The following is a 20,326-nucleotide window of genomic DNA, read 5'->3' as shown; positions in this document are numbered from 1 at the left end:
TTCAGCGCCGGGAGGAGAGCCGCCAGCGCTCGGGAGCCTCCGGCACCGGGCTGGCCATGAAGTCCGCCTCCAGCCCCCGCAGCGCCGCGCCGGTGACGATGGGCGTGGCGGCTTCCGCGTCGTCCCGCACCCAGCCGGGCAGGTGGAGCAGGCCCCCTTCCCCGCCCGCCCCGTCCCACGCGGAGGCCGTGGACTCCGTCCAGCCGTGGGCCTCTTCGCGTGACGTCAGCCGGTCCACGTGCACGGTGACGTGCAGGCGCGCGTCGGAGGGACCCTGGCCCGTCAGCGCGAGCCCCACGTCCAGCACGCGTGCGCGCAGCTCCCGCTCCCGGCGCACGTCGTCCGGGAGGCTGGCCACGGCGAGCAGGCACGCGCCGCCCATCACCCGCACCTCCAGCCCGGCCTCGCGCGCCAGGGTGCTCGCGCGCTCCAGGCTCGCGTCCAGGTCCTCCATGGCGCCCGCGTCCAGTGCTCCCGTCAGCCGGGCCTCCACGTACAGGCCCACCGCGCGCGGCACCTCCACCGGCGCCGCGCCTCCCAGCACCGCGCCCCGCAGGTCCTCCAGGAGCGCGTCCACGTCCGGGTGGCGCTCCTCGCGCGCCTTGCGCAGACAGCGCAGCACCACCGCGTCCAGCGCGGCGGACACCGGCGCGTGCTCTCCGGGACGTGGCGGCGGCGCGTGCAGGTGTTGCTGCTCCACGTCGTGGCGCGTGGTGCCCTGGAAGGGCGGCATGCCCGTGAGCAACTGGAAGAGCAGCACGCCCGCGGCGTACAGGTCCGTGCGCGCGTCCGGCACCTCGCCGCGGATCTGCTCCGGCGCCATGGACAGCGGCGTGCCCAGCACCACGCCGGTGTGCGTGAGCGACGAGCTGCCCGGCGCGCCCGGCACCAGCCCCTTCGCCACGCCGAAGTCCACCAGCTTCACGGCGGGGCCACCGCGCCCCGGTGCCAGCCGCACCACGTTCTGCACCTTGAGGTCGCGGTGCACCACGCCCGCCGCGTGCGCCACCCGCAGCGCCGCGCCCACCTGCTCCATCACCTCCAGCACCTCGCGCGGCGACAGGGGCCCTCGCGTGGCCAGCTCCGCCGCCAGGTCCTGTCCCTCCAGCCACTCCATGGCGATGAAGGGACGGCCGTCCGACAGCTCGCCGTACCCCAGCACCGTGACGATGTGCGGGTGGCGCAGCCGCTGGAGCGTGGCCGCTTCACGCCGGAAGCGCCGCAGCGCCACCGCCGCCGCGGCCACCTGCGGGTGCAGCACCTTCAGCGCCGCGGGCACGCCGGACCGCGCGTGCCGCGCCCGATACAGCGCGGACACCGGGCCGTGGACCTGGACCCGGTCCACGACCCACTCGCCCACGAGCGCCCCGGGCCGCAGCTCCTCGCCATAGAGGGACTCCTCGCCGTTGCCCGCCATGGGCTACCACTTGCCCCGGGACGTCTCCTGCGGCGGCGGGGGCTCCGTCCAGCGCTTGCACAGGTCGCGGTGCTGCTCATCCACCAGGTCGCACGCGCCATTCAGGTAGACGGTGATGGGCTCCTCCCAGACGCGGCCGGACGTGTCCTTGCAGAGCTCGAAGTCGCCGTCACCCGCCAGCAGCGGGCCGTCCTGCGTCTTGCACTGGCGGGCGATGCTCGCGTCGGGGGTCCAGCACGGGCCCGTCACGGTGGCCGCGCAGTCCTCCTCCGTGCCCGGCAGCGCGCACACGCGGTAGGTCGCGTAGGCCCGGCCGTACACCCAGCCCGGGTCGTAGCAGGAGTAGAGGTCCTTGAAGATGGGCTTCGACTGGCGGCCCTTCGGGCGGTTGACGGTGTAGCGGTCCTTCGACCCCGCCACCAACGTCACCGTCACGTTGATGTCGCCGCGGAGCGCCTCCGCGCCGAAGAGGTTGCCGTAGAAGGCGCCCTCGCGGACCCGGTACACGGCGCGCTCGGAGAGCGGCGCCTGCACGCCGGCCGAGACGCCCACGGTCGCCGTGCCCTCCACGTCGCTGTCCCAGGGCGCGGTCATCACCGTGAAGTACCCACCCGCCGCGGGGCAGGTGAAGGTCACGGAGGGGTCCGTGTCCGTGGAGGACGAGGGGTCCGTGGACTCCGGCACGCACCCCTGGCTGGACTCCACGTGCCGCGCGTCCGCCTTGTCGCAGCCGGCGATGCCCCGGCACACGCGCAGCACCATGCGCGCTTCGGAGCTGGAGCCCAGCGGCGTCCCGGACGGGCAGATCGCCGGGCCCCCCGCGCCCACGGAGATGGTCTGGTTCGCCGGGCACCACCCCACCGAGTGCATCTTCCAGCCGCAGTCCCGATCCGCGCCCAGCGTCTGGGAGCCGCACGGCACGGCGCTGTTCACCGACGACGTCGCGGTCGGCACCTGGTCCAGCGGCACCGACCACGGGTCCAGCGAGAACGGCTCCGCGATGGAGGCCGCGGGCTCACGGATTTCGCCGCGCATGGACAGCTCCACGCGGTAGCCCAGGCCGTTGTTGCGCGACAGGAGGCACGCCGTCACGCGCCGGAGGCACGCGTCGCCCGGCGCCTGCGTGCGCCACCACGGGCAGAGGCCCGCGGAGCCGGCCCATTCACTGCGCTGGGAGCCGGCGGACAGGAAGGGGTTGAGCCATTCGAGCGTCTCCCCCTCGCCCAGCGCGCAGCTCACCAGGTACGCCATGAAGCGCTGCGCGTACGGGTCGCGGAGCTGGTGGTTGACGAGCGCGCTGTCCGCGCCGGGGCTCATCACGTCAGGGTCGAAGAGGGACTCCAGCGAGTGGGTGGACAGCGCCTCGTTGGCGTCGTGGTTCGCGGCGATGGCGTTGAGCACCAGCTCCCGCGTGAGGAGCGAGTTGGCGATGCGGATGTCCGCCTCGCTCTTGCCGAGCGCCACGTCCGCGTCGGCGCTGGAGGTGGTGTCTTCCGGGAGCGCGGGCTCGCAGCCGGTCAGGGCCAGCAACAGGAAACACCAGGGGACTCGGAGGACGGAGGAGGCCATCGCGCGAACACTCCTTGGGCAGGATTCGGAAATGGGAGGGGAAGGAAACCCCAGGCGCGGCCTTCTTGTCTCCCTGTAGCGCGAAAGGTTACGTGCGCGGCACCGTGTAGCGCTTCCCGTTACAGCGCTGCGGGTGCGAGCGCGGCACGCAATGCGTGGAAACGCGTAGACCACAGCGGGGCTTCCGCCACGGCGGGTCTGGCGCGCTCGAGCCACGCGCGGGCTTCTTCCATGGCGCCCGTGCGGCGCGCGATGCCGGTGGCCTGCAGGAGGATCTCCGCCTTCTCATCCGGCGAGGCCAGCGCGTCCGCCTCCGCGTGGAGCGCGGCCCAGTCCGCCGCACGGAAGGCGCCGGTGGCCTGTTGATGGACCTGGATCTCCACCAGCCGCCGCATGATGGCGGTGGGCGGCAGGGACTCCGGCGGACAGCGCTCCGAAATCCAGGCGAGCTGGCGGGCCGCCGCCGCCTCGTCTCCCGCGGCGGCCTGGATGCGGGCGATGAGCAGCGCGTCCACGGGCACGGGGTGTTCGCGGAAGAAGCGCACGCCCAGTTCGTGCGCTCGCTGCGCGAGGGGGAGCGCTTCGTCCAGGCGGCCCTGCATGTAGAGGACCTCCGCCAGGTTGAAGGTGGACCAGCGCTCCATCTGCGCGTGGGCCAGCTCCCGGCCCAGGGCCATGGCCTTTCGCAGGTCCGCCTCCATGCGGGGCACGTCTCCCTGGCGGAGCCACAAGAGGACGCGGTTGCACAGCACGGCGGCCTTGTGCAGTCCGTCGCCCGCGGCCTCACAGCGCTCCAGGGCTTCGTCGAAGCGTTCGGCGGCCTCCGGTGCGCGGTCCAGGAAGGTGAGGGCCGCGCCCAGCAGGGCCAGGGAGACGACCAGCGTCTCGTGATCCCTGGCGCGTTCAGCGCCCTCGGCGGTGGAGGTGAGCACGCGGGCCGCGGCGGCCCACTCGCCCTGACGCACGTGCAGGCGGCCGCGGGCGAGGCCACAGCGGAGGGACAGGCGCGGCGCGTCCAGGGGTTCGATGGCGTCGAGCGCTTCGCGCGTGCAGGCGGCGGAGCCCTCCGAGTCCTCCATCCAGTCGCGCGCGGTGGCTTCCTCCAGCAGCAGGTCCACTTCGAGCGCGGCGTCGCCCCGGACGCGGGCCAGGGCGCGCGCGGCGGACAGGTCCGCGAGGCTTTCGCGGAAGCGCTGGAGGCGGTGGCGCACCTTGCCCCGTCCCGCGAGCGCCTGGGCCCGGCGCGCGTCGTCGGACTCCGGGAGGAGCGCGAGCGCGCGCGTGTAGTGTTGCTCCGCTTCCACGGGAAGGTGTCCGGAGCGGGCCTCCTCCGCGAGCGCCAGGTAGTCGCGCGAGGCCTCCAGGTGGGCGCCGCAGACGGCCGCGTGGTGGGCCCGGCGGCGGCGTTCCGCCACGTCGTCGCCTACGCTGGCCTTGAGCGCGGCGGCGTGCAGCGCGCGGCGGGGCGCGGGAGGAAGCAGGGCCTCCAGGGCCTCGCGCAGGAGCGGGTGGCGGAAGGCGAAGCGGCCCGGGCCGGTGGGCCGCAGGAGGCCCGCGCGGGTCAGCCGTTGCAGGCCCGCGCCCGCGTCCAGCGCGGCGACGCGAGACAGCTCCGGTCCAGCGGCCAGGTGGCGCAGGGCTGCGTCCACGCGCGCGACATCCACCTCCGTGCCCAGCACCGCGCACAGCCGCGCGAGCACCCGGTGGGCTTCCGGGAGGCCCGCGAGCACGCGCGGGGCCAGCCGTTCAAAGAGCGGCGTGACGGAGACGTCCAGCAGCGCGTCCGGCGCGACGTACCATCCGCCCCCTGGCGCCGAGCGCAGGGCTCCGGCGGCGCGGAGCGCGCGAGCCAGCTCGACGAGGGACAGGGGCACGCCCTGCGCCAGTTGTTCCAGGCGCGCGAGCACGGGTTCGGGGATGTGCTCCGCGGGGCGCAGCAGGTGGACGAGCACCGCGCGGCTCGCCTCCGGCGACAGGGGCGGCAACGTGTGGCGGGAGACGTGGGCGCTGCGCTCGCCCAGGTGGGGACGCAGGCCCAGGAGCGAAGGACGTCCAGCGACGCAGATCCAAAGGGGTGCCCGAGGCCCTGCGAGCGTGGCGCGTTCGAGCACATCCAGGCTCAAGGGATCCGCGAGGTGCGCGTCGTCCAGCAAAAGCACGAGCGGGGCTTCACGGGCCTGGGCGAGGAGTGCCTCGGCCAGGATGCGGGGCTCCGCGGAAGGACGGCCCACGACGGCGCGCAGGGCATCCAGCAGGGAGTTGGACAGCGACGCATCAGGAGGGGGCGCGCGCAGACGCACGACCCGCGCGTGGCCCGCGGACTCCAACTGGACCGCGAGCGCCTTGAGCAACCGTGACTTGCCATGCCCCACCTCGCCGGTGAGCACGCCCAGGCCCGGAGCCGAGGACGACAGGCTCCGCGCAGCGTCCGCGCTCAGTGCCTCCAGCAGCGCGTCGCGGCCAACGAATGGAGGGGGCTCGCCATCAACGCGAGCGCCGTCCTCGTCATGGAGGCGCAGACGGAAGACCGCTCCGCCTGTCCCCTCCACGGCCGCTCGCGGCACAGCGGCGTCACCCGTCGCGGCGAGTTCGTCCTCTCTGGCCGCATGCGACGGAGTGGACTCGCCGGTGACGGGCTCGATCCAACCGGGCTCGAGCCGCGCGACCGCTTCCGGTGTCACCCGCACTTCGCCCTGCGCGAGCGCCCTGCCCCACCACGTCTCCGGCCGCTCCAGCGCGGCACCGGCGATGCGCGGCAACGTGGTGCCCGGATGCACGTACAGCACCGCGACGTGCAGCACCGCCGAGGCCTCTCCGGACTCCACCAGCCGCCGCGCCGCGAGCGCGCCCGCGCGCACGTTCGCCTCCGCGGACAACGACTCGCAGAAGACGAGCAGGTAGCCACCCGCCGCGACCCGCGCCACCACTCCGCCAAACGGCTCCAGCGTCGCGGCCAGCCCCTCCACCGACGCGGCCGTGCGCAGCCCCAGCACCGCCACCGGCCGCGCGCCCGCGAACGTCGCCAGCCCCTGCGCCGGCCGCGCATCCCTCGCCCCGACGACAGCAGGCAGCGAAGGCCCTTCCGCGCACGCCGCCTCGAACGCGGCCAGCACCTCCTCCGCGCTCGCGTACCGCTCCGCCGGCTCCTTGGCCAGACACCGCGCCACCACCGCGTCCAGCGCCACCGGGACCGGGGCCCGCTCCGACACGCGCGGCGGACGCTGGCTCACGTGGCCTTCGCGCACCTCGTCCGGCGTGCCGTGGAACGGCGGCGTCCCCGTGAGCAGCTCGAAGAGCAGCACTCCCAACGCGTAGAGGTCCGCCGCCGGCCCCGCCCCGCGCGCGTCCAGGCACTGCTCCGGCGCCATGTAGACCGTCGTGCCCGCGCGGTTCCCCGCCTCCTCCGCCGGCCCCGCGTCCATCCACCGCGCGAGCCCGAAGTCCAACAGGCTCAGCGCGCCACCTTCACGCAGGAAGATGTTCTCCGGCTTGAGGTCCCGGTGCGCGACCCCCACCGCGTGCACGCGCGCCACCGCCGGACACAGCCCCGTCAGCAGCTCCCGCACCCGCGCCACGGACGCCGCGCCCGTCCCTGGCAGCGCCGCCATCCACGCCGCGAGCGTCTGCCCTCGCAGCAGCTCCTGCACCAGGAAGGGCCTGCCCCCCACCCGCCCCTCCTCCAGCACCTCCGGGACCGTGGGAGGCCCGACGCGCCGGAGCGCCTCCGCCTCGTGGGCGAAGCGCGCATGGTGCGGCCCCAGCCCCACCTTGAGCGCCACCTCGCGGCCGTCCGACTCGCGCACCGCCGTGAAGACGTGGGCAAAGCCCCCCACCCCCAACAGGGCGGCACCGGACAGGCCGGGGACGTCGGGAATCGCCAGCGGCTCCAGGGGGACACCGGCCCCGGCGGCGACGCCATTCACGGGGCACGCCGCGCCGGGCGCGAGGCGGCGGTGGCAGACCGGACAGCGCATGCGGATGCCCGAAGGCTACCAGAGCGCCCGCGCCAGGACGATGCCCACCCCCACCAGCCCCTCGCCCGCGATGAGCCCGGCCGCCAGCGTCACGCCCGGCCCTTCCGTCGCGGGCCGCCACCGCCGGGCCAGCTCCCACCCCAGCCCGCCCAGGAAGAACCCCAGGCACGTGGAGGCAGGCAGCAGACACGCCAGCCCCATGCCCACCGCCGAGGGCGTCCAGCGGCGAAAGCGCTCCGGCAGCGCCTGCTCGCCCAGCGTGAGGACGGCCGCCGCCCCCGCCGCCCACGCCATGGCAATCCGCAGGTCCGCGGAGACGGCCTCCAGCCCCGACGCCAGCACCCGCGCCACGCCCGCCGTCACCGTCGCGGCCGGCGCCGGGAAGCGCTCCGAGCCCAGCACCGACGGCTCCGGCACCAGCAGGTAGAACAGCGGCACCACCACCAGCGCCCCCACGACACACCCCATCAACTGGGCCAGGAACACGCGGCGCGGATTCGCGCCCAGCAGGTGCCCCGCCTTCAGGTCCGTGAGCAGGTCCGCGGAGGAGGACGCCGCGTTGACCGTGATGCCCGCGGTCGCCAGGTTCGCGCGCACGTCCCCAGGCAGCAGCACGCCATACGTGAGCTGCGTCACCTGCCCCAGCGCGCCCACGGGGCTCACGTCCGTCTCCCCGGTGACACGGCAGGAGATGAGGCACAGCACGAACGACAGCGCCACCGCGAGCAGCGCGTGCGGCACCGGCACGTCGAAGCCCACCCGCGCCAGCGCCACCGTCGCGGGCGTCAGCACCAGCATCCCCGCCACCCACCACCGCCCGGGCACCTGGAGCGCTTCAATGGGATGCGGCGCCTGACGCGGCCCGCGCAGCCCCCGCAGCGCCCGGCCCCACACGCGGGCCTGGAGCGCGAACTGCAACAGCGACGCGGTGGTGAGCGCCGCCGCCCCCGGCCACAGCGCCCACGCGAGGAAATCCCCCTCCGGGGCCACCACCCCCGCCATCATCAACCGGGGCGCGATGACGCCATGGACGACGAGCGCCCCCAGCCACATGGACGCGGTGACCCGCACGCCCAACAGCGCGCCTCCGCCCACCGGCATCAACCCCGTCTCCAGCGCGAACCCCAACCGCTCCAGCGACACCCCACCCCACGTCCCGGGAAACGCATACGCATACGGCACGCGCCCGAACCCATCCCGCGCGAGCGTCAACACACCCGCGATCATCCCGCCCACGCCCAGCATGCGCAGCCGGGGCCCCGCCGCCTCCCCTCCCGAGTGCAGCGCGCGAGCCGTGGCCGCCGCGGCCGTCCCGGACGCGAACGGGAGCTGCTCCCGGTCCACCAACTGCCGCTTGAGCGGCACCGCGAACAGCACCCCCAGCGCGGACAGGAGGAACGTCCACGCCAGCAGCGTCACACCCGGCAGGTGGTGCCCCGTCGTCAACAGCCACGCCCCCTGCACCGACACGAGCGCGCCGCCCGTCGCGTACCCCGCCGACGACGCCACCGTCTGCGCGCACCCCAGCTCCAGCAGGGACAGCGGGCTGCCGGCGGCGCGGGGGCCCAAGCGCCGCAGCGCCCCATGCGCCGCGGACGCGAGCAGCGCGGCGGTCACGGCCACGCCGAACGCCACGCCCGTCTTCAGGCCCGCATAGAGGTTGGTGGCGCAGGTGAGCACGCCCAGCCCCGCGCCCAGGAGCACCGCGCGCAGGGTGAGCTGGGGCAGCCGGTCGCCCTGGTACACGTGCTCCAGCCAGTAAGTATCCACCTCCGCCTGCGTCCCGCCGGGGATGCTCAGCAGCGTCAGCGAGGCGTCGGAGGGCGTGTCCCCGGCGGGGACGGCTCGGGGGGCGGGGGCCGGCATGGGCCGCCCATCCTCTCCCTTCGTCCCCTCCCGCGCCACCTCCCCGGCCCCGCCTGCTCCGGGATGTCTCAATCCCTGTCGCCCCCACCCGCCCAATCACAGGCACGCGGATGTCACAGACTCCAGTCTGATTTCATGGGACATCCAGGACTTCCAGGAGCATACTCAATGTGAACCGAGCCAGCACTCATGGTGAGAAGGCGTCCGGTTCCGGAGTTCCCCGATGCTCCACGTCACCCCCAACTGGAAGCGCCTCGTCCTGTCCGCGATGGTGCTCTCGACTCCCCTCATGGCCGGCTGCACGGCCGAGCCCCCGCGCGAAGCGCCGACGGCCGCCGTGCGCCAGGACCGGGCCCGCGACGCGCTGAAGATGTCGAAGCTGTACGCGCAGTGGAAGCAGCAGCACGCGGATGCCACCCAGATGCCGCTCGACCTGGGCGACGCGGACCAGTACGCCTTCCTGATGAAGCGCCTGGAGGCAGCGGGCAACACGCCGGCCAACTCGCCTCGCCTGTTCTCCACCCTGTCGCGGCAGCGCGAGCGCGTGCTGACGGAGAAGGCCTCCGGCCAGGTGAAGGCCCAGACCACGACCGCCGAGTGGTGCGGCCACCTGCTGCCCCTGGAGGAGATTGCTCACGGCGGCGGTGAGACGACGTTCCAGGGCTCGGGCTACCTCACCTGCGCTGGCGGGGCGGACTACTCCTACGTGGACTTCAACGCGTACTCCACGACGCCGGACCGCCAGGAGTTCCAACTGCTGGCCACGACGGCCACGGAGGACTACCTGGCCAAGACGCTGGAGACGGATCCGCTGAACGTGGTGCTGGACGCGGGTCCGGACCGGGTCCTGTATTACGACTCGGTGGCCATGGCCTACGACGAGGCCAGCGGCCGGATGGAGACCTTCTACTCCACCGCGGACACCACGGTGCTGCTCCTGCCGCCGGGCCTGAACTTCGACCACCCGCGCGAGCTCATCGGCACGGGGCTGGCGGGCAACGCCATCCGCACCTGCCTGGAGCGCGGCTCCGCGACGGGCGCGCTGGACTGCGACTACACGCTGGCGAAGAAGGACGCGGCCGGCAACATCACCGCCTTCGCGGGCGGCTACACGGGCGTGGCGGCGGTGAACGCCCTGACGTCCGTGGCCGCGAAGAAGTGGCTGCCGGACACCACGGCCTACTGGCCCACGCCGGGCGCGTTCAACTCCGCGAAGCTGTACCTGCCGGCGCGGGGCACCTACGTGACGGGCCTGCCGTCCAACTGCACCGTGACGGCGGTGAAGAGCGAGGTGAACATCGTCCTCCTCAGCGCGGGTGGCCGCTGCAAGGTCAACAACGTCACGGCCACCACGCCGGGCACGGTGGTGCTCACGGGCAGCCTGCCGCTGGGCACCGGCCCGGACGCGTCCAGCATCCCCTTCAACGGGCTGATGGACCTGGGCACGGACTGCCTGGCGCACGAGCAGGACGTGGCGATGCAGGCCTTCACCACCGTGAACGCGACGTGCCCCCGCTCCGGCGGCGGCTTCAGCCCGGTGACGCGCGTGGGCTTCCGCCGGCTGGCGGTGCTGGACTTCAAGAACAGTTGCCTCGCGGCGGGCACGCGCGTGCTGCGCGCGGACGGCAGGTCCGTCCCCGTGGAGTCCGTGAAGGTCGGTGACCGCGTGCTGTCCAGCGCGGACGGCCGCGCCCTCACCGTCACCACCGTGACGAAGGGCACCGAGTCCCAGCCCATGGTGCGCCTGAAGGCGGGCAAGGGCCAGGACGTGCTCGTGACCAACACCCACCCCATGGTCAGCCGCACCCGCGGCGTCGTGACGGCGGGCGAGCTCGCCGTGGGCGACGTGCTCGTGACGAAGGACGGCGAGGCGACGCTGGCCTCCGTGGAGCGCGTGCCCTTCAAGGGCCAGGTCTACAACCTGACCCTCGGCACGGACGCGGAGCTGGTGGACGTGGGCGCGAAGGAGCACACGCTCATCGCCAACGGCTTCCTGGTCGGTGACGCGCGCATGCAGACGGACCTGGCGCGGGAGAAGCACCGGCCCGTCGCCTCGGACGTGCTGGCCGCGCTGCCCGCCGCGTGGCACGCGGACTACCTGAACAGCCGCCGCTGAGGCGTCACGCCTCGCGCGAGCGCAGCAGGTAGAAGACGTAGCCGTAGCTGTCCCCGTGGCGGCGGTACAGGCTCACCTCCTGTTCCGCCGCCGCGATGACCTCGCGCAGGGCCGCGTCCGCGGTGGGGCGCAGCCGTTCGATGCGCTGGAGGAGCGGCGTGTAGTAGTCGTCCCACCACGCGGACGCGGGCAGCGTGAAGGTGTCCAGCACCGTGAAGCCCGCCGCCTCCGCGCTGGCGCGGTTCTGGGCGACGGTGCCCATGGACGGGTACCCGGCGGCCCAGAAGCGCACCGCCTCCGGGGGCCGGACGTCCGTGAGCCAGGTGCACTCGGTGACGGCCACCTGCCCACCGGGCGCGAGCAACGGCCGCCACTGGCGCAGGCCCTGCTCGAAGCCCATCAGGTAGATGGCGCCCTCGGACCAGAGCAGATCGACGGACGCAGGCGGCAGCGTCAACGCGCGCATGTCCTCCTGGCGCGTGACGATGGCGTCCGCCATGCCCTGCTCGCGGGCCTCGCGCTCCAGCCGGTCCAGGTAGGGCCGGTGCAGGTCCACGGCGGTGACGCGCGTGCCCAGCTCCCGCGCGAGCACCAGCGACTGCCGGCCGGTGCCCGCGCCCAGGTCCAGCACGCGCGGCGAGGGCGGCAGCGGAGACAGGCGCCGCAGGGCCTCCCGGGTGCTCTCGTCGCTGCCGGGGCCCAGGCGGGGCAGCTCGTTGTAGAGGGTGAAGAAGGCGTTGACCGTCTGGCGCAGCTCGCCCGCGCTGCGCTTCACGTTGCCCTGGAGCAGCGGGACGCGCTTCCAGTGCTCCTCGATGCGCTGCTTGAAGAGCTCCGGCATGGGCAGGTCCGCGCGCAGCGTGGTCCACGTGTCGAGCGCGACCTCCACGGCGCCCTTCACCACCGGGAGGACGTCCTCGTCGGCGAGGCCCAGCTTGCGCGCCAGTCGCTCGAAGCTCTGGAGCGACACGTCCTCGAAGCGCTTGGACTTCGCCAGGTTCAGCGCGAGCTGATCCTGCGGCATGTACTGGATGGTGGAGACGAAGTCGTACGCGGGCGACAGCGTGGGGCGCGTGCCGTCCGGGTAGAAGAGGGACCAGTTCTTGTGGTGCGCGTCGCCGTTGCCGCACGCGACGATGAACACCAGCCGCCGCAGGAACTCCTGGAGCGCGTCCAGGCCCGCGACCTTGAGCAGCACGTTGGCGATGGTCTCGTAGTTGTACTTCTTGTACTTCTCGTCGGAGTACAGCCCCAGCACCTGCGCCAGGTCCTCCATGTGCACGCGGCGGCCGGGGGACGGCCGGTCGAAGCGGCGGATGGCGTAGGCCAGGTCCTCGCGCAGGGTGATGCCCTCCGGGAGGCCGTGCAGGTCGGAGACCGGGAGCAGTTGGAGCTCCGGCACGTCGATGCCGGTGGCGCGGGCCCAGGTCATCACGGACAGCTCGTTCTCCGGCACGCGGTCGTAGCGGTTGTCCGGCAGCTTGACGATCCAGTCTCCGCCCAGGCCGCCCATGGGCAGCGTCATGCCCCGGTCTCGCCGGAGCATGGAGAACTTGAGCTGCACGCCCGCGAGCGAGAAGCGCAGCGGCTCACCGTCCGACACGGGCTCGGCGGGGGCGTCCGTCAGGGGCGCGTCGTGGCCGGCGAGCTCGCCCGCGGGCCGGACGATGACGGCGCCGGAGAGGTCCGCGCCCAGGTGGGCGATGAAGAAGAACTCGCGCTGCCGGGCGATGTGCTGGCGTTCGGAGATGAGGTCGCGCAGCGGGCCTTCGGGCAGCAGGTTGGAGAAGAACGGCGGCAGCCGCATGCGGCTGGTGTGGCGGCGCGACAGGTCGTCCTCGAAGAACTGGCCCAGCACGGGGCGCGGGTAGCGCTGGCGGTAGTCCTCGGAGAGGCTGAACTCGATGCGCTCGTCCGCGAGCAGCGTGAGCGTGCCGACGTGCACGTCGCCCATGAGGACGTCGAGGATGCCCGTGGTGGACACGGGGAGCGTGGGGTCCATGTCAGTCCTCATCGTCGTCGATGATCATCGACTGGAGCGAAGGCCGGTCCGAGTCATCCCAGCGCGTGCGGGCCTCCATGAACTGGCGCAGCACGGGCTCCAGCACCGCCTGACGCAGTTGGAGGAAGCGCATGGGGTCCCCGCGCCGCAAGGCGTCCATGGCGTCCGGGGTGATGCCGTGGCTCTGGAGCACCTCCTGGCTCGGAGTCGATTGCGCATCCATCAGCCTCGCGACCAGCCCTCCTGGGATGCGCGGGTGGAAGAGGAAGTTGAAGGGGCGCTCCGTCACCCGCACCAGCGCGCGGTGGCCCTGGGGTGAAGCGATGGCCCACCGCAAGTCGCCCTCGAGGGGCAGGAGGCGCTGGAAGCCCTCGCCCTCCGCCAGCACCTCGCCGGGTTCGAGCACCCCGCCCGTCAGCAGGTCCCGGGGCTGGAGGGACAGCATGGCGATGCGCAGGACCAGGGGCGGCCGCATGGACGTGTGCGGGATGACCGGCATGCCGGTCTCCATCCACCAGCGGATGAGCGGAGGCGGGACCTGGGTCAGCAGCGCCTGGATGGAGCGCTCCTCGTCGGAGCGGATGGCCGCGAAGACCTGGAGGGCCTCCGGGGGCTTCAGCTCCCAGCCGCCGAAGACGATGTGGCGCCAGAACCAGCGGGACAGCAGCTCTCGCGAGCGCGGTGACGGCTCCGGGTGCAGTTGGAAGAAGCGCGTCAGCAAGACGAGCGAGTTCTCCGGCGCGGGCAGCAGCTTGAAGTGCGGGATGAACGCGTCGCGCTTGAGGAACACGATGGCGTCCCGGAGCGCCCGGTCCGTGCGGCGGACGGTCTCCGTGAGCTCGTCGTCCTGGTTGAGCTGTTCCTGATAGCCCCGCGTGAAGTCCAGGCCGCGCACGGCCAGCACGGCGCGCAGCAGCAGCGACTCCGGGATGCTGCCGAAGCCCAGCTCCTTCAACCCTTCGGTCACCGACTCCAGGCTCAGCGAGCGTGAGCCCACGTACAGCGCGTTGAACACCTCTTCGTCCGTGAGCGGGCGGCCCGCGGTGTTGAGGCGCTTGAAGATGATGCGCAGGACCTTCTCGTCCGCCGTGTCCACGACGTACGCGGGCACCTGGTACTCGCGGATGGCCTTGCCCAGGCGGATGGCGGCGCGCAGGTGCTCCGGGTGGGCCTCACGGCCAGGGTAGCGGTTGAGCCAGTGGAGCAGCGACTCGCTGTCCAGCACCTCGTTCATCGGCAGCCAGTGCGGGGGGGGCGCGCCGGACTCCGGAGGTGCGTGCAGCTCCTCCGTCTCCAGGTCGAAGTAGAGGTGGAAGTCGTCGCGTCCGGCCTCGTCGCCATAGGACGGATGCAGCAGCACGCCCGCGAGCGCCGTCACGCGCTGCTGTCCGTCCACGGCCCACAGGCCCTGGCTGGTGGAGGGCGCGTCGATGCGCACGGGGCCGAAGCTGACGTTGGCGGCGGGGGCCTCCCGGCGCCAGAACAACAGGGTCCCGATGGGATAGCCCCGGTACACGCTGTCCAGCAGGTCGCGCACGTCCTCCGCGGTCCACCGCAGGGGGCGCTGGAACTCGGGGATGCGCACCTCGCCACGCCGCACGCGGTCGAGCAGGTCCTCGATGCTGAACGACTTCGTCTCCGGGCGCCGCGTCAGGGGAGCGGGCATCGCGAGCCTCCTCCCCCGGGTCTGTAACCCGAAGCTCCTGAACCCGCCACCTACACCGAGGAGTCACGTCGCTTGGGCAGCAGCACCACCAGCCCCAGCGCGACCAGCCCCGTCACGGCGGACAGGATGCGGCCGCCCTGCCCCACCGCGTTGACGTCCAGTTGCAGGTCCATCAGCCCGTTCGCCAGGTTCCATCCCCAGTGCAGCCCCACGGCGCCCCACAGCGAGCCCGTGCGCGCCACCGCCGCCGCGTACGCCAGGCCCGTGCAGAACAACATCAGCCACTCCAGCGGACCGTTGCCCAGCCGGTACACGTGCGTGAGCACGAACACGCCCGCGGCCAGGAGCACGTAGCCCACGCCCCGCCCCGCCACCGGCCACACGCGGTACCAGAAGCCGCGCGCGACGATATCCTCCGCCACCGACGGCACGAACGTGGACACCCCCACGCCCAGCGCGGCCACGAGCAGCGCCGTGCCCATCAGCGGCTTCTCCAGCGGCTGCACGCGCATCACGCCCACCGCCACGCCCACCAGCACGGACAGCGGCTTGAGCACCAGCATCACCGCCAGCGCCCGCGCGAGCGCGGAGCCCCGCCACTCCAGCGCATACGCATGAAAGCCATTGCGGTAGCCCAGCCACCGCCCCACGCCCCAGGCCACCGCGTGGAAGAACAGCATCAGCGCCGCCGTCACCGCGAAGCTGCCCAGCACCCGGCCGCCAATCCCCTCCGGCGCTTCGTAACAGGCGAACAGCACGGCGAACGCGAGCGCGTAGCGCAGCGCCACACCCGGGGGAGACGATGACTCGGAAGGCGAGGGGCTCATGAAGGAAGCCCCTCATAGCGCGGGCAACACCCACCGCACAGCCAACCTGGAAGGCCCTGCCGTGGTGACTGGCGCCATCCTCCTGGTGACTGGAGTCACCGCCGGCACGCCCGCGACGGGGCCCCCATCCCTGGGAAATCCGCGAGTTACGAGCAGCCCTGGAGCGGCATGCGCGCTGCAATGGGTGAGGGCAACGTCGCACCCCAGACCCCAGGTGATACCCATGATCGACCTCAAGGCCACGGCCCGCTCCTCCTCCCTGCTGCGCCCCACCACCGCGGAGTCCGCGCTCGTCAGCCCGAAGGCCCAGCTCTCCGCGGGGCCCGTCGCGGACGCCTCCCGGAGCATGCCCGCGCGGGGCTTCAGCCAGGTGGACTCGTTCGAGCCCGCGATCATCAACCGGCGGCAGCCGCTCGCGATGTCCGGGATGGAGGGCGCGGCGGACATGCTCGGCGCGCCGGCCGCCTTCGCCCCCCGCGGTCTCCCCCCGGAGCTCCAGGACCTGGCGCCGGCCCCGGCCGCCTTCGGTCCCCGCGGGCTCCCCCCGGAGCTCCAGGACCTGGCGCCGGCTCCCGCGCAGACCCAGGCTCCGGCTCCGGCTCCGGAGGCCACCAGCAACGGCGTCCCGAGCGCCAATGACAAGCGCCCGGCTGGCGACAACCGCACGGCGGCGCAGATCGTCGACGACACGCCCGTGCTCAAGAACCTGGGCCGCCAGAAGGACATCAAGTTCGACCAGTTGTGCAAGCAGACGGGCGTCGACCCCAAGCTGGACCTGAAGGACCCGAAGCAGAACGCCGACGGCGTCTACCGTCTGGCCAAGGTGCTGGAGTTCATCGACAGCGCGAAGGCCTCCACGGGCGGGGACCGCTCGAACAAGGTCCAGGGTGGCGTGGGCGACGGCAACATCGAGGGCATCACCAAGGACGGTGACGCGCGCCACGGCACGGAGGCCGGCATGCTCAAGGACTTCGCGGAGAAGGGCTACTCCTTCCTGGGCGAGCACCAGTTGCCGACCACCAAGGACACCCACGTGAAGGCGGACGGCAGCAACAAGGACAACTTCCAGTGGGCCATGGGCGAGGCCGGCAAGGCCCTCTGGTTCATCCCCGGAGTCAGCAACGTCCTGACGGGCATCGGCGACTCGGAGGGCGGCTTCAAGGGCGTCCTCGAGGGCGCCGCGAAGGGCTACGTCAACACCATCAAGGGCGCCGCGGAGGGCGTCATCGGCTCCATCACCAAGGGCCGCGCCAACCCGGCCGGGATGCTCTTCGGAGCCTATACGGGCGCCCTGGCCAACACCGAGGCCGCCCCGCAGCCGGTGAAGGACATCGCCAGCATGCTGTGAGCCTCCGCTAGGGCAGCGGCTCCGTCCGGTGCTTGCGCGCGGGGTTCTCCAACCCCACGCGGAACCACCGGTAGCCGTAACCCTCCAGCGTGAGCACGTGGCGCTGTCCGTCCACGGGCCTGGAGTGGTCCTCGCTGAGCACGTTGAACAGCGTGCACGCCTCCTCGCCGCCCGGATCCAGCTTCACCGTGCAGGGCCGGGCGGACAGGTTGTGCAGCACCACCAGCGCGTTGCCCTTCCACTCGTACCGGATGGCCAGCACGCCCTTGTTGCCGGTGCGCAGCACCTTCCACGCGCCCCACCCCAGCTCCGGGCACTCCTTGCGCGCGCGGATGATGCGCTCGGTCCAGTTGAGCTGCGAGCCCGGGTCGCGGCGCTGCTGCGCCACGTTCACCTGCCGGAAGCCGAACGGCCCCTCCGACACCAGGGGCTTCACCGGCGCGTCCGCCAGCGTGAAGCCGCCGTGCGGCTCCGGGCTCCACTGCATGGGCGTGCGCACCGCCTGCCGCTCCGTGAGCGCCAGGTTCTCCCCCATGCCCAGCTCGTCGCCGTACCAGAGCACCGGCGTCCCCGGCAGGGAGAACATCAGGCTGTACGCCACCTCGATGCGGCGGCGGTCCCCGTCCAGCATCGACGCGAGCCTGCGGCGCAGGCCCCGGTCATACAACTGCATGCCCTTGTCCGGCCCCAGCGCCTGGAAGACCTCCAGCCGGTCCGCGTCCGGCAGGCGCCCCAGGTCCAGCTCGTCGTGGTTGCGCAGGAAGTTCGCCCACTGCGCCGTGTGCGGCAGCTTGGGGGAGGACTTCAGGGCCTGCACCAGCGGCGTCACGTCCCCGCGCGTGAGCGCCAGGTAGAAGTTCTGGTTCGCCAGGAAGTTGAACACCATCTGCATGCGGTCGTTGTCACCGAAGAACTCCACCACCTCGTCCATGGTGACGTTGGCCTCCGCGAGCAGGATGGCGTCGCCCTTTCGCCATGAGAGGAACTCGCGCATCTCCTCCAGCAGCTTGTAGGGGTTCTTCACGTCCGGGTTCTTCACGCCCTTCAGCTCGACGAGGAAGGGCACCGCGTCCACCCGGAAGCCGGACACGCCCAGCTCCAGCCAGAACCCCATCACCTTGAGGATCTGCTCGCGCACCTCCGGGTTCGCCACGTTGAGGTCGGGCTGGAAGTCGAAGAAGCGGTGGAAGTACCAGAGGCGCGCCTCCTTGTCGTACGTCCACGTGGAGGGCTGCACGCCCGGGAAGACCATGCCCTTGTGGGCGTCCCTGGGCTTCTTCTTCGCCCACACGTAGTAGTCGCGGTAGGGGCTGTCCGGGTCCTTGCGCGCGGCCTGGAACCACGGGTGTTGATCCGACGTGTGGTTCACCACCAGGTCGATGATGACGCGGATGCCGTGCAGCTTCGCCTCGTGGGTGAAGGCCACGAAGTCGCCCAGGTCGCCCAGGCGCGGATCCACGCCGTAGTAGTCGCGGATGTCGTAGCCGTTGTCGCGGTTGGGCGTGGGCTGGAAGGGCAACAGCCACAGGCAGGTGATGCCCAGGCCCGCCAGGTAGTCCAGCTTGCGGCGCAGGCCGGTGAAGTCCCCCACGCCGTCGCCGTTGCCGTCCATGAACGTCTCGACGTCGAGGCAGTAGACGACCGCGTTCTTGTACCAGAGGTCTTCAATCATCCGCTCCGTTTAGCCGTCCCCTCGCGGACGTGGCCGTTCGGATGGGGGCGTCGTGCGGAACCCCACACCTGGGGGCCATCGGACTTCGTTCAGCCAACACTCGTTCCTCAAGGTGCAGTTGTCCTACGCGAAGGACGACGAGCTGGCCCGCGAGGGGGCCTGCAACCAGTGGGCGGCCAACATCCTGGACAACAGCGTCCTCACCGACCTGCGCACGCCCGCGCAGTTCCACGCGGCGGCGACGGTCGTCCAGCCGCACGACCTGGACGGCCCGCTGCGCGTCTCCAGCAGCCTCCAGCAGCACGTGGACTGGCTGGGGGAAGACCTGCGCCTGGGCTTCGACCGGCTGTACCTGCACAACGTCAACCGCGAGCAGGACGGCTTCATCGAGGCCTTCGGTGAGAAGGTGATTCCCGCGCTCACGCGCTGAAGGCCGCTGGGTATGCTCGGGAGCATGCCCACCGACGTGCTGTCCCGTCAGGCCCTCAACCGCGCCACTCTCGCGCGTCAATTACTGCTCACGCGCGAGAAGATGACCGTGCCGCGAGCCATCGAGCACCTGGTGGGACTCCAGGCCCAGCTCGCGCGTCCGCCGTACCTGGCCCTCTGGTCGCGTTTGCAGGGCTTCCAGCGCGACGCGCTCACGAAGCTGGCGCTGAAGCGGGAGCTGGCGCGCGGCACGATGATGCGCGGCACGCTGCACCTGATGACCGCGAAGGACTACCTGCGCTACCGGGGCCTCTTCCAGCCCCTGCTCAACGCGGCCATGCGCTCCGTGCTGAAGGAGCGCGCCGCGGCGCTGGACCTGCCTGCGTTGCTGGCCACGGCGAAGCCGTTCCTCCAGGAGCAGCCCCGCACCTTCGAGGAGGTGCGCGGGCACCTGATGAAGCACCACGTGGACGGCGATGAGCGGGCCATGGGCTTCGCCGCGCGGATGATGCTGCCGCTCGTCCAGGTGCCCGAGGAGGGGCTGGAGTGGGGCTGGCCCGGCAACTCCGGCTTCACGCTGGCGGAGTCCTGGCTGGGCGAGGAGCTCTCCACGGACGACGACGCTTCGCCGCTGGTGCTGCGCTACCTGGCGGCCTTCGGTCCGGCCACCGTGGCGGACATGCAGTCCTGGTCCGGCATCAAGCCGCTGAAGGACGCCTTCGAGAAGGTGCGCGGCAAGCTGGTGGAGTTCCGCGACGAGAAGAAGCGCGTCCTCTTCGATCTGCCCAAGGCCCCGCGCCCGGACGAAGAGACGCCCGCGCCGGTGCGCTTCCTGCCAGACTTCGACAACCTCATCCTCTCCCACGCGGACCGGACCCGCGTCGTGCCGGAGGAGCACCGCGAGAAGCTGTCCACGAAGAACCTGCGCGTGCTCAACGTGTTCCTGGTGGACGGCCACGTCGCGGGCTCATGGAGCACCGAGCGCAAGAAGGGCATCGCGACCCTGGTGTGCAAGCCGTTCGAGCCCGTGAAGAAGGCAGCGAAGGACGCCCTGGCGCAGGAGGGAGAGGACCTCCTGCGCTTCAGCGACCCGGACGCCGCGAAGGTGGCGGTGCGGTTCGCCACCTAGCCGCGCCGAGGAACACCTCGACTCCTGCATGGCCGGGTTGTCGGACCCGGCGGCTATGACCGGACTCCGCACGCCAGGCCGGTGTGCCGTCAGGAGGCGCGAGCGATGGGCTACCGCAGGTGGGCCTGGGGGCGGACGATGCGCGCTGACGTCCTGCTTGTGTGCGTGGCCCTCCTTGTCACCGGCTGCGCTTCGGCGCCTCACAGGCATGGTGGTTCGCTGAGCTACACACCTCGCACGGCCGCCGCATCCCCTGGCGTGCGCGCGTCGAGCGATGAGGCGCCGCGCGCATCCGCTCCGGCGTCGAGCAC

At 72.3% G+C, this 20,326-nt stretch carries 12 protein-coding genes; 4 read left to right on the top strand and 8 right to left on the bottom strand.

Annotated features, from left to right (window positions below):
- Position 1 precedes the first annotated feature (1 nt).
- The 4 genes from K8612_RS20105 to K8612_RS20090 form a co-directional block, all read right to left on the bottom strand.
- A complete protein-coding gene (locus tag K8612_RS20105) occupies positions 2 to 1,417 on the bottom strand; it encodes a serine/threonine-protein kinase (protein ID WP_223763467.1) in 1,416 nt (471 codons plus the stop codon).
- A gap of 3 nt (positions 1,418 to 1,420) precedes the next feature.
- Positions 1,421 to 2,986: a hypothetical protein gene (locus K8612_RS20100; RefSeq protein ID WP_223763466.1), complete on the bottom strand. Its 1,566-nt coding sequence runs from the start codon at positions 2,984 to 2,986 to the stop codon at positions 1,421 to 1,423.
- Positions 2,987 to 3,105: 119 nt separating this feature from the next.
- Positions 3,106 to 6,960 (bottom strand): serine/threonine-protein kinase, encoded by a 3,855-nt coding sequence (locus K8612_RS20095; protein ID WP_223763465.1) that lies wholly within the window; start codon positions 6,958 to 6,960, stop codon positions 3,106 to 3,108.
- Positions 6,961 to 6,975: 15 nt separating this feature from the next.
- Positions 6,976 to 8,826 (bottom strand): OPT family oligopeptide transporter, encoded by a 1,851-nt coding sequence (locus tag K8612_RS20090; protein WP_223763464.1) that lies wholly within the window; start codon positions 8,824 to 8,826, stop codon positions 6,976 to 6,978.
- A 223-nt stretch (positions 8,827 to 9,049) separates the two neighbouring features.
- On the opposite strand from K8612_RS20090, the gene K8612_RS20085 reads away from it, so the two are divergent.
- Complete coding sequence (locus K8612_RS20085; protein ID WP_223763463.1) at positions 9,050 to 10,942, top strand: Hint domain-containing protein; 1,893 nt, start codon at positions 9,050 to 9,052, stop codon at positions 10,940 to 10,942.
- A gap of 4 nt (positions 10,943 to 10,946) precedes the next feature.
- Here K8612_RS20085 and K8612_RS20080 read toward each other — a convergent pair whose 3' ends face one another.
- From K8612_RS20080 to K8612_RS20070, 3 genes are read right to left on the bottom strand one after another with little or no spacing between them, the layout of a single operon-like run.
- Positions 10,947 to 12,944, bottom strand: coding sequence for a HipA domain-containing protein (locus tag K8612_RS20080; RefSeq protein WP_223763462.1), 1,998 nt, complete (start codon positions 12,942 to 12,944; stop codon positions 10,947 to 10,949).
- Position 12,945: 1 nt separating this feature from the next.
- Positions 12,946 to 14,610 (bottom strand): DUF262 domain-containing protein, encoded by a 1,665-nt coding sequence (locus tag K8612_RS20075; protein WP_223741685.1) that lies wholly within the window; start codon positions 14,608 to 14,610, stop codon positions 12,946 to 12,948.
- A gap of 50 nt (positions 14,611 to 14,660) precedes the next feature.
- Positions 14,661 to 15,437 (bottom strand): CPBP family intramembrane glutamic endopeptidase, encoded by a 777-nt coding sequence (locus K8612_RS20070; RefSeq protein WP_223763461.1) that lies wholly within the window; start codon positions 15,435 to 15,437, stop codon positions 14,661 to 14,663.
- Between the two features lie 223 nt (positions 15,438 to 15,660).
- Here K8612_RS20070 and K8612_RS20065 point away from each other — a divergent pair, with 223 nt between their 5' ends.
- Positions 15,661 to 16,785, top strand: a complete 1,125-nt coding sequence (locus K8612_RS20065) for a hypothetical protein (protein WP_223763460.1) — start codon at positions 15,661 to 15,663, stop codon at positions 16,783 to 16,785.
- A gap of 7 nt (positions 16,786 to 16,792) precedes the next feature.
- Here the strand turns inward: K8612_RS20065 and K8612_RS20060 are convergent, their stop codons facing one another.
- Positions 16,793 to 18,457: an alpha-amylase family protein gene (locus tag K8612_RS20060; protein WP_223763459.1), complete on the bottom strand. Its 1,665-nt coding sequence runs from the start codon at positions 18,455 to 18,457 to the stop codon at positions 16,793 to 16,795.
- A gap of 52 nt (positions 18,458 to 18,509) precedes the next feature.
- On the opposite strand from K8612_RS20060, the gene K8612_RS20055 reads away from it, so the two are divergent.
- Positions 18,510 to 18,887, top strand: coding sequence for a hypothetical protein (locus K8612_RS20055; protein WP_223763458.1), 378 nt, complete (start codon positions 18,510 to 18,512; stop codon positions 18,885 to 18,887).
- 12 nt (positions 18,888 to 18,899) lie between these two features.
- On the top strand, positions 18,900 to 20,015 hold the full coding sequence (locus tag K8612_RS20050; RefSeq protein ID WP_223763457.1) for a winged helix DNA-binding domain-containing protein: 1,116 nt from the start codon (positions 18,900 to 18,902) through the stop codon (positions 20,013 to 20,015).
- Positions 20,016 to 20,326 lie beyond the last annotated feature (311 nt).

The organism is Corallococcus sp. AS-1-6, from assembly GCF_020037015.1.
Taxonomy (GTDB): Bacteria; Myxococcota; Myxococcia; order Myxococcales; family Myxococcaceae; genus Corallococcus.
Note: the sequence above shows the minus strand (reverse complement) of the source record. Positions and strands in the feature narration are given on the sequence as shown.

What these genes read in the sequence shown, in the direction of transcription:
- K8612_RS20105 (WP_223763467.1), bottom strand. Translation starts at nt 1,417, where the DNA reads ATGGCGGGCAACGGCGAGGAGTCCCTCTATGGCGAGGAGCTGCGGCCC.
- K8612_RS20100 (WP_223763466.1), bottom strand. Translation starts at nt 2,986, where the DNA reads ATGGCCTCCTCCGTCCTCCGAGTCCCCTGGTGTTTCCTGTTGCTGGCC.
- K8612_RS20095 (WP_223763465.1), bottom strand. Translation starts at nt 6,960, where the DNA reads ATGCGCTGTCCGGTCTGCCACCGCCGCCTCGCGCCCGGCGCGGCGTGC.
- K8612_RS20090 (WP_223763464.1), bottom strand. Translation starts at nt 8,826, where the DNA reads ATGCCGGCCCCCGCCCCCCGAGCCGTCCCCGCCGGGGACACGCCCTCC.
- K8612_RS20085 (WP_223763463.1), top strand. Translation starts at nt 9,050, where the DNA reads ATGCTCCACGTCACCCCCAACTGGAAGCGCCTCGTCCTGTCCGCGATG.
- K8612_RS20080 (WP_223763462.1), bottom strand. Translation starts at nt 12,944, where the DNA reads ATGGACCCCACGCTCCCCGTGTCCACCACGGGCATCCTCGACGTCCTC.
- K8612_RS20075 (WP_223741685.1), bottom strand. Translation starts at nt 14,610, where the DNA reads ATGCCCGCTCCCCTGACGCGGCGCCCGGAGACGAAGTCGTTCAGCATC.
- K8612_RS20070 (WP_223763461.1), bottom strand. Translation starts at nt 15,437, where the DNA reads ATGAGCCCCTCGCCTTCCGAGTCATCGTCTCCCCCGGGTGTGGCGCTG.
- K8612_RS20065 (WP_223763460.1), top strand. Translation starts at nt 15,661, where the DNA reads ATGATCGACCTCAAGGCCACGGCCCGCTCCTCCTCCCTGCTGCGCCCC.
- K8612_RS20060 (WP_223763459.1), bottom strand. Translation starts at nt 18,457, where the DNA reads ATGATTGAAGACCTCTGGTACAAGAACGCGGTCGTCTACTGCCTCGAC.
- K8612_RS20050 (WP_223763457.1), top strand. Translation starts at nt 18,900, where the DNA reads ATGCTCGGGAGCATGCCCACCGACGTGCTGTCCCGTCAGGCCCTCAAC.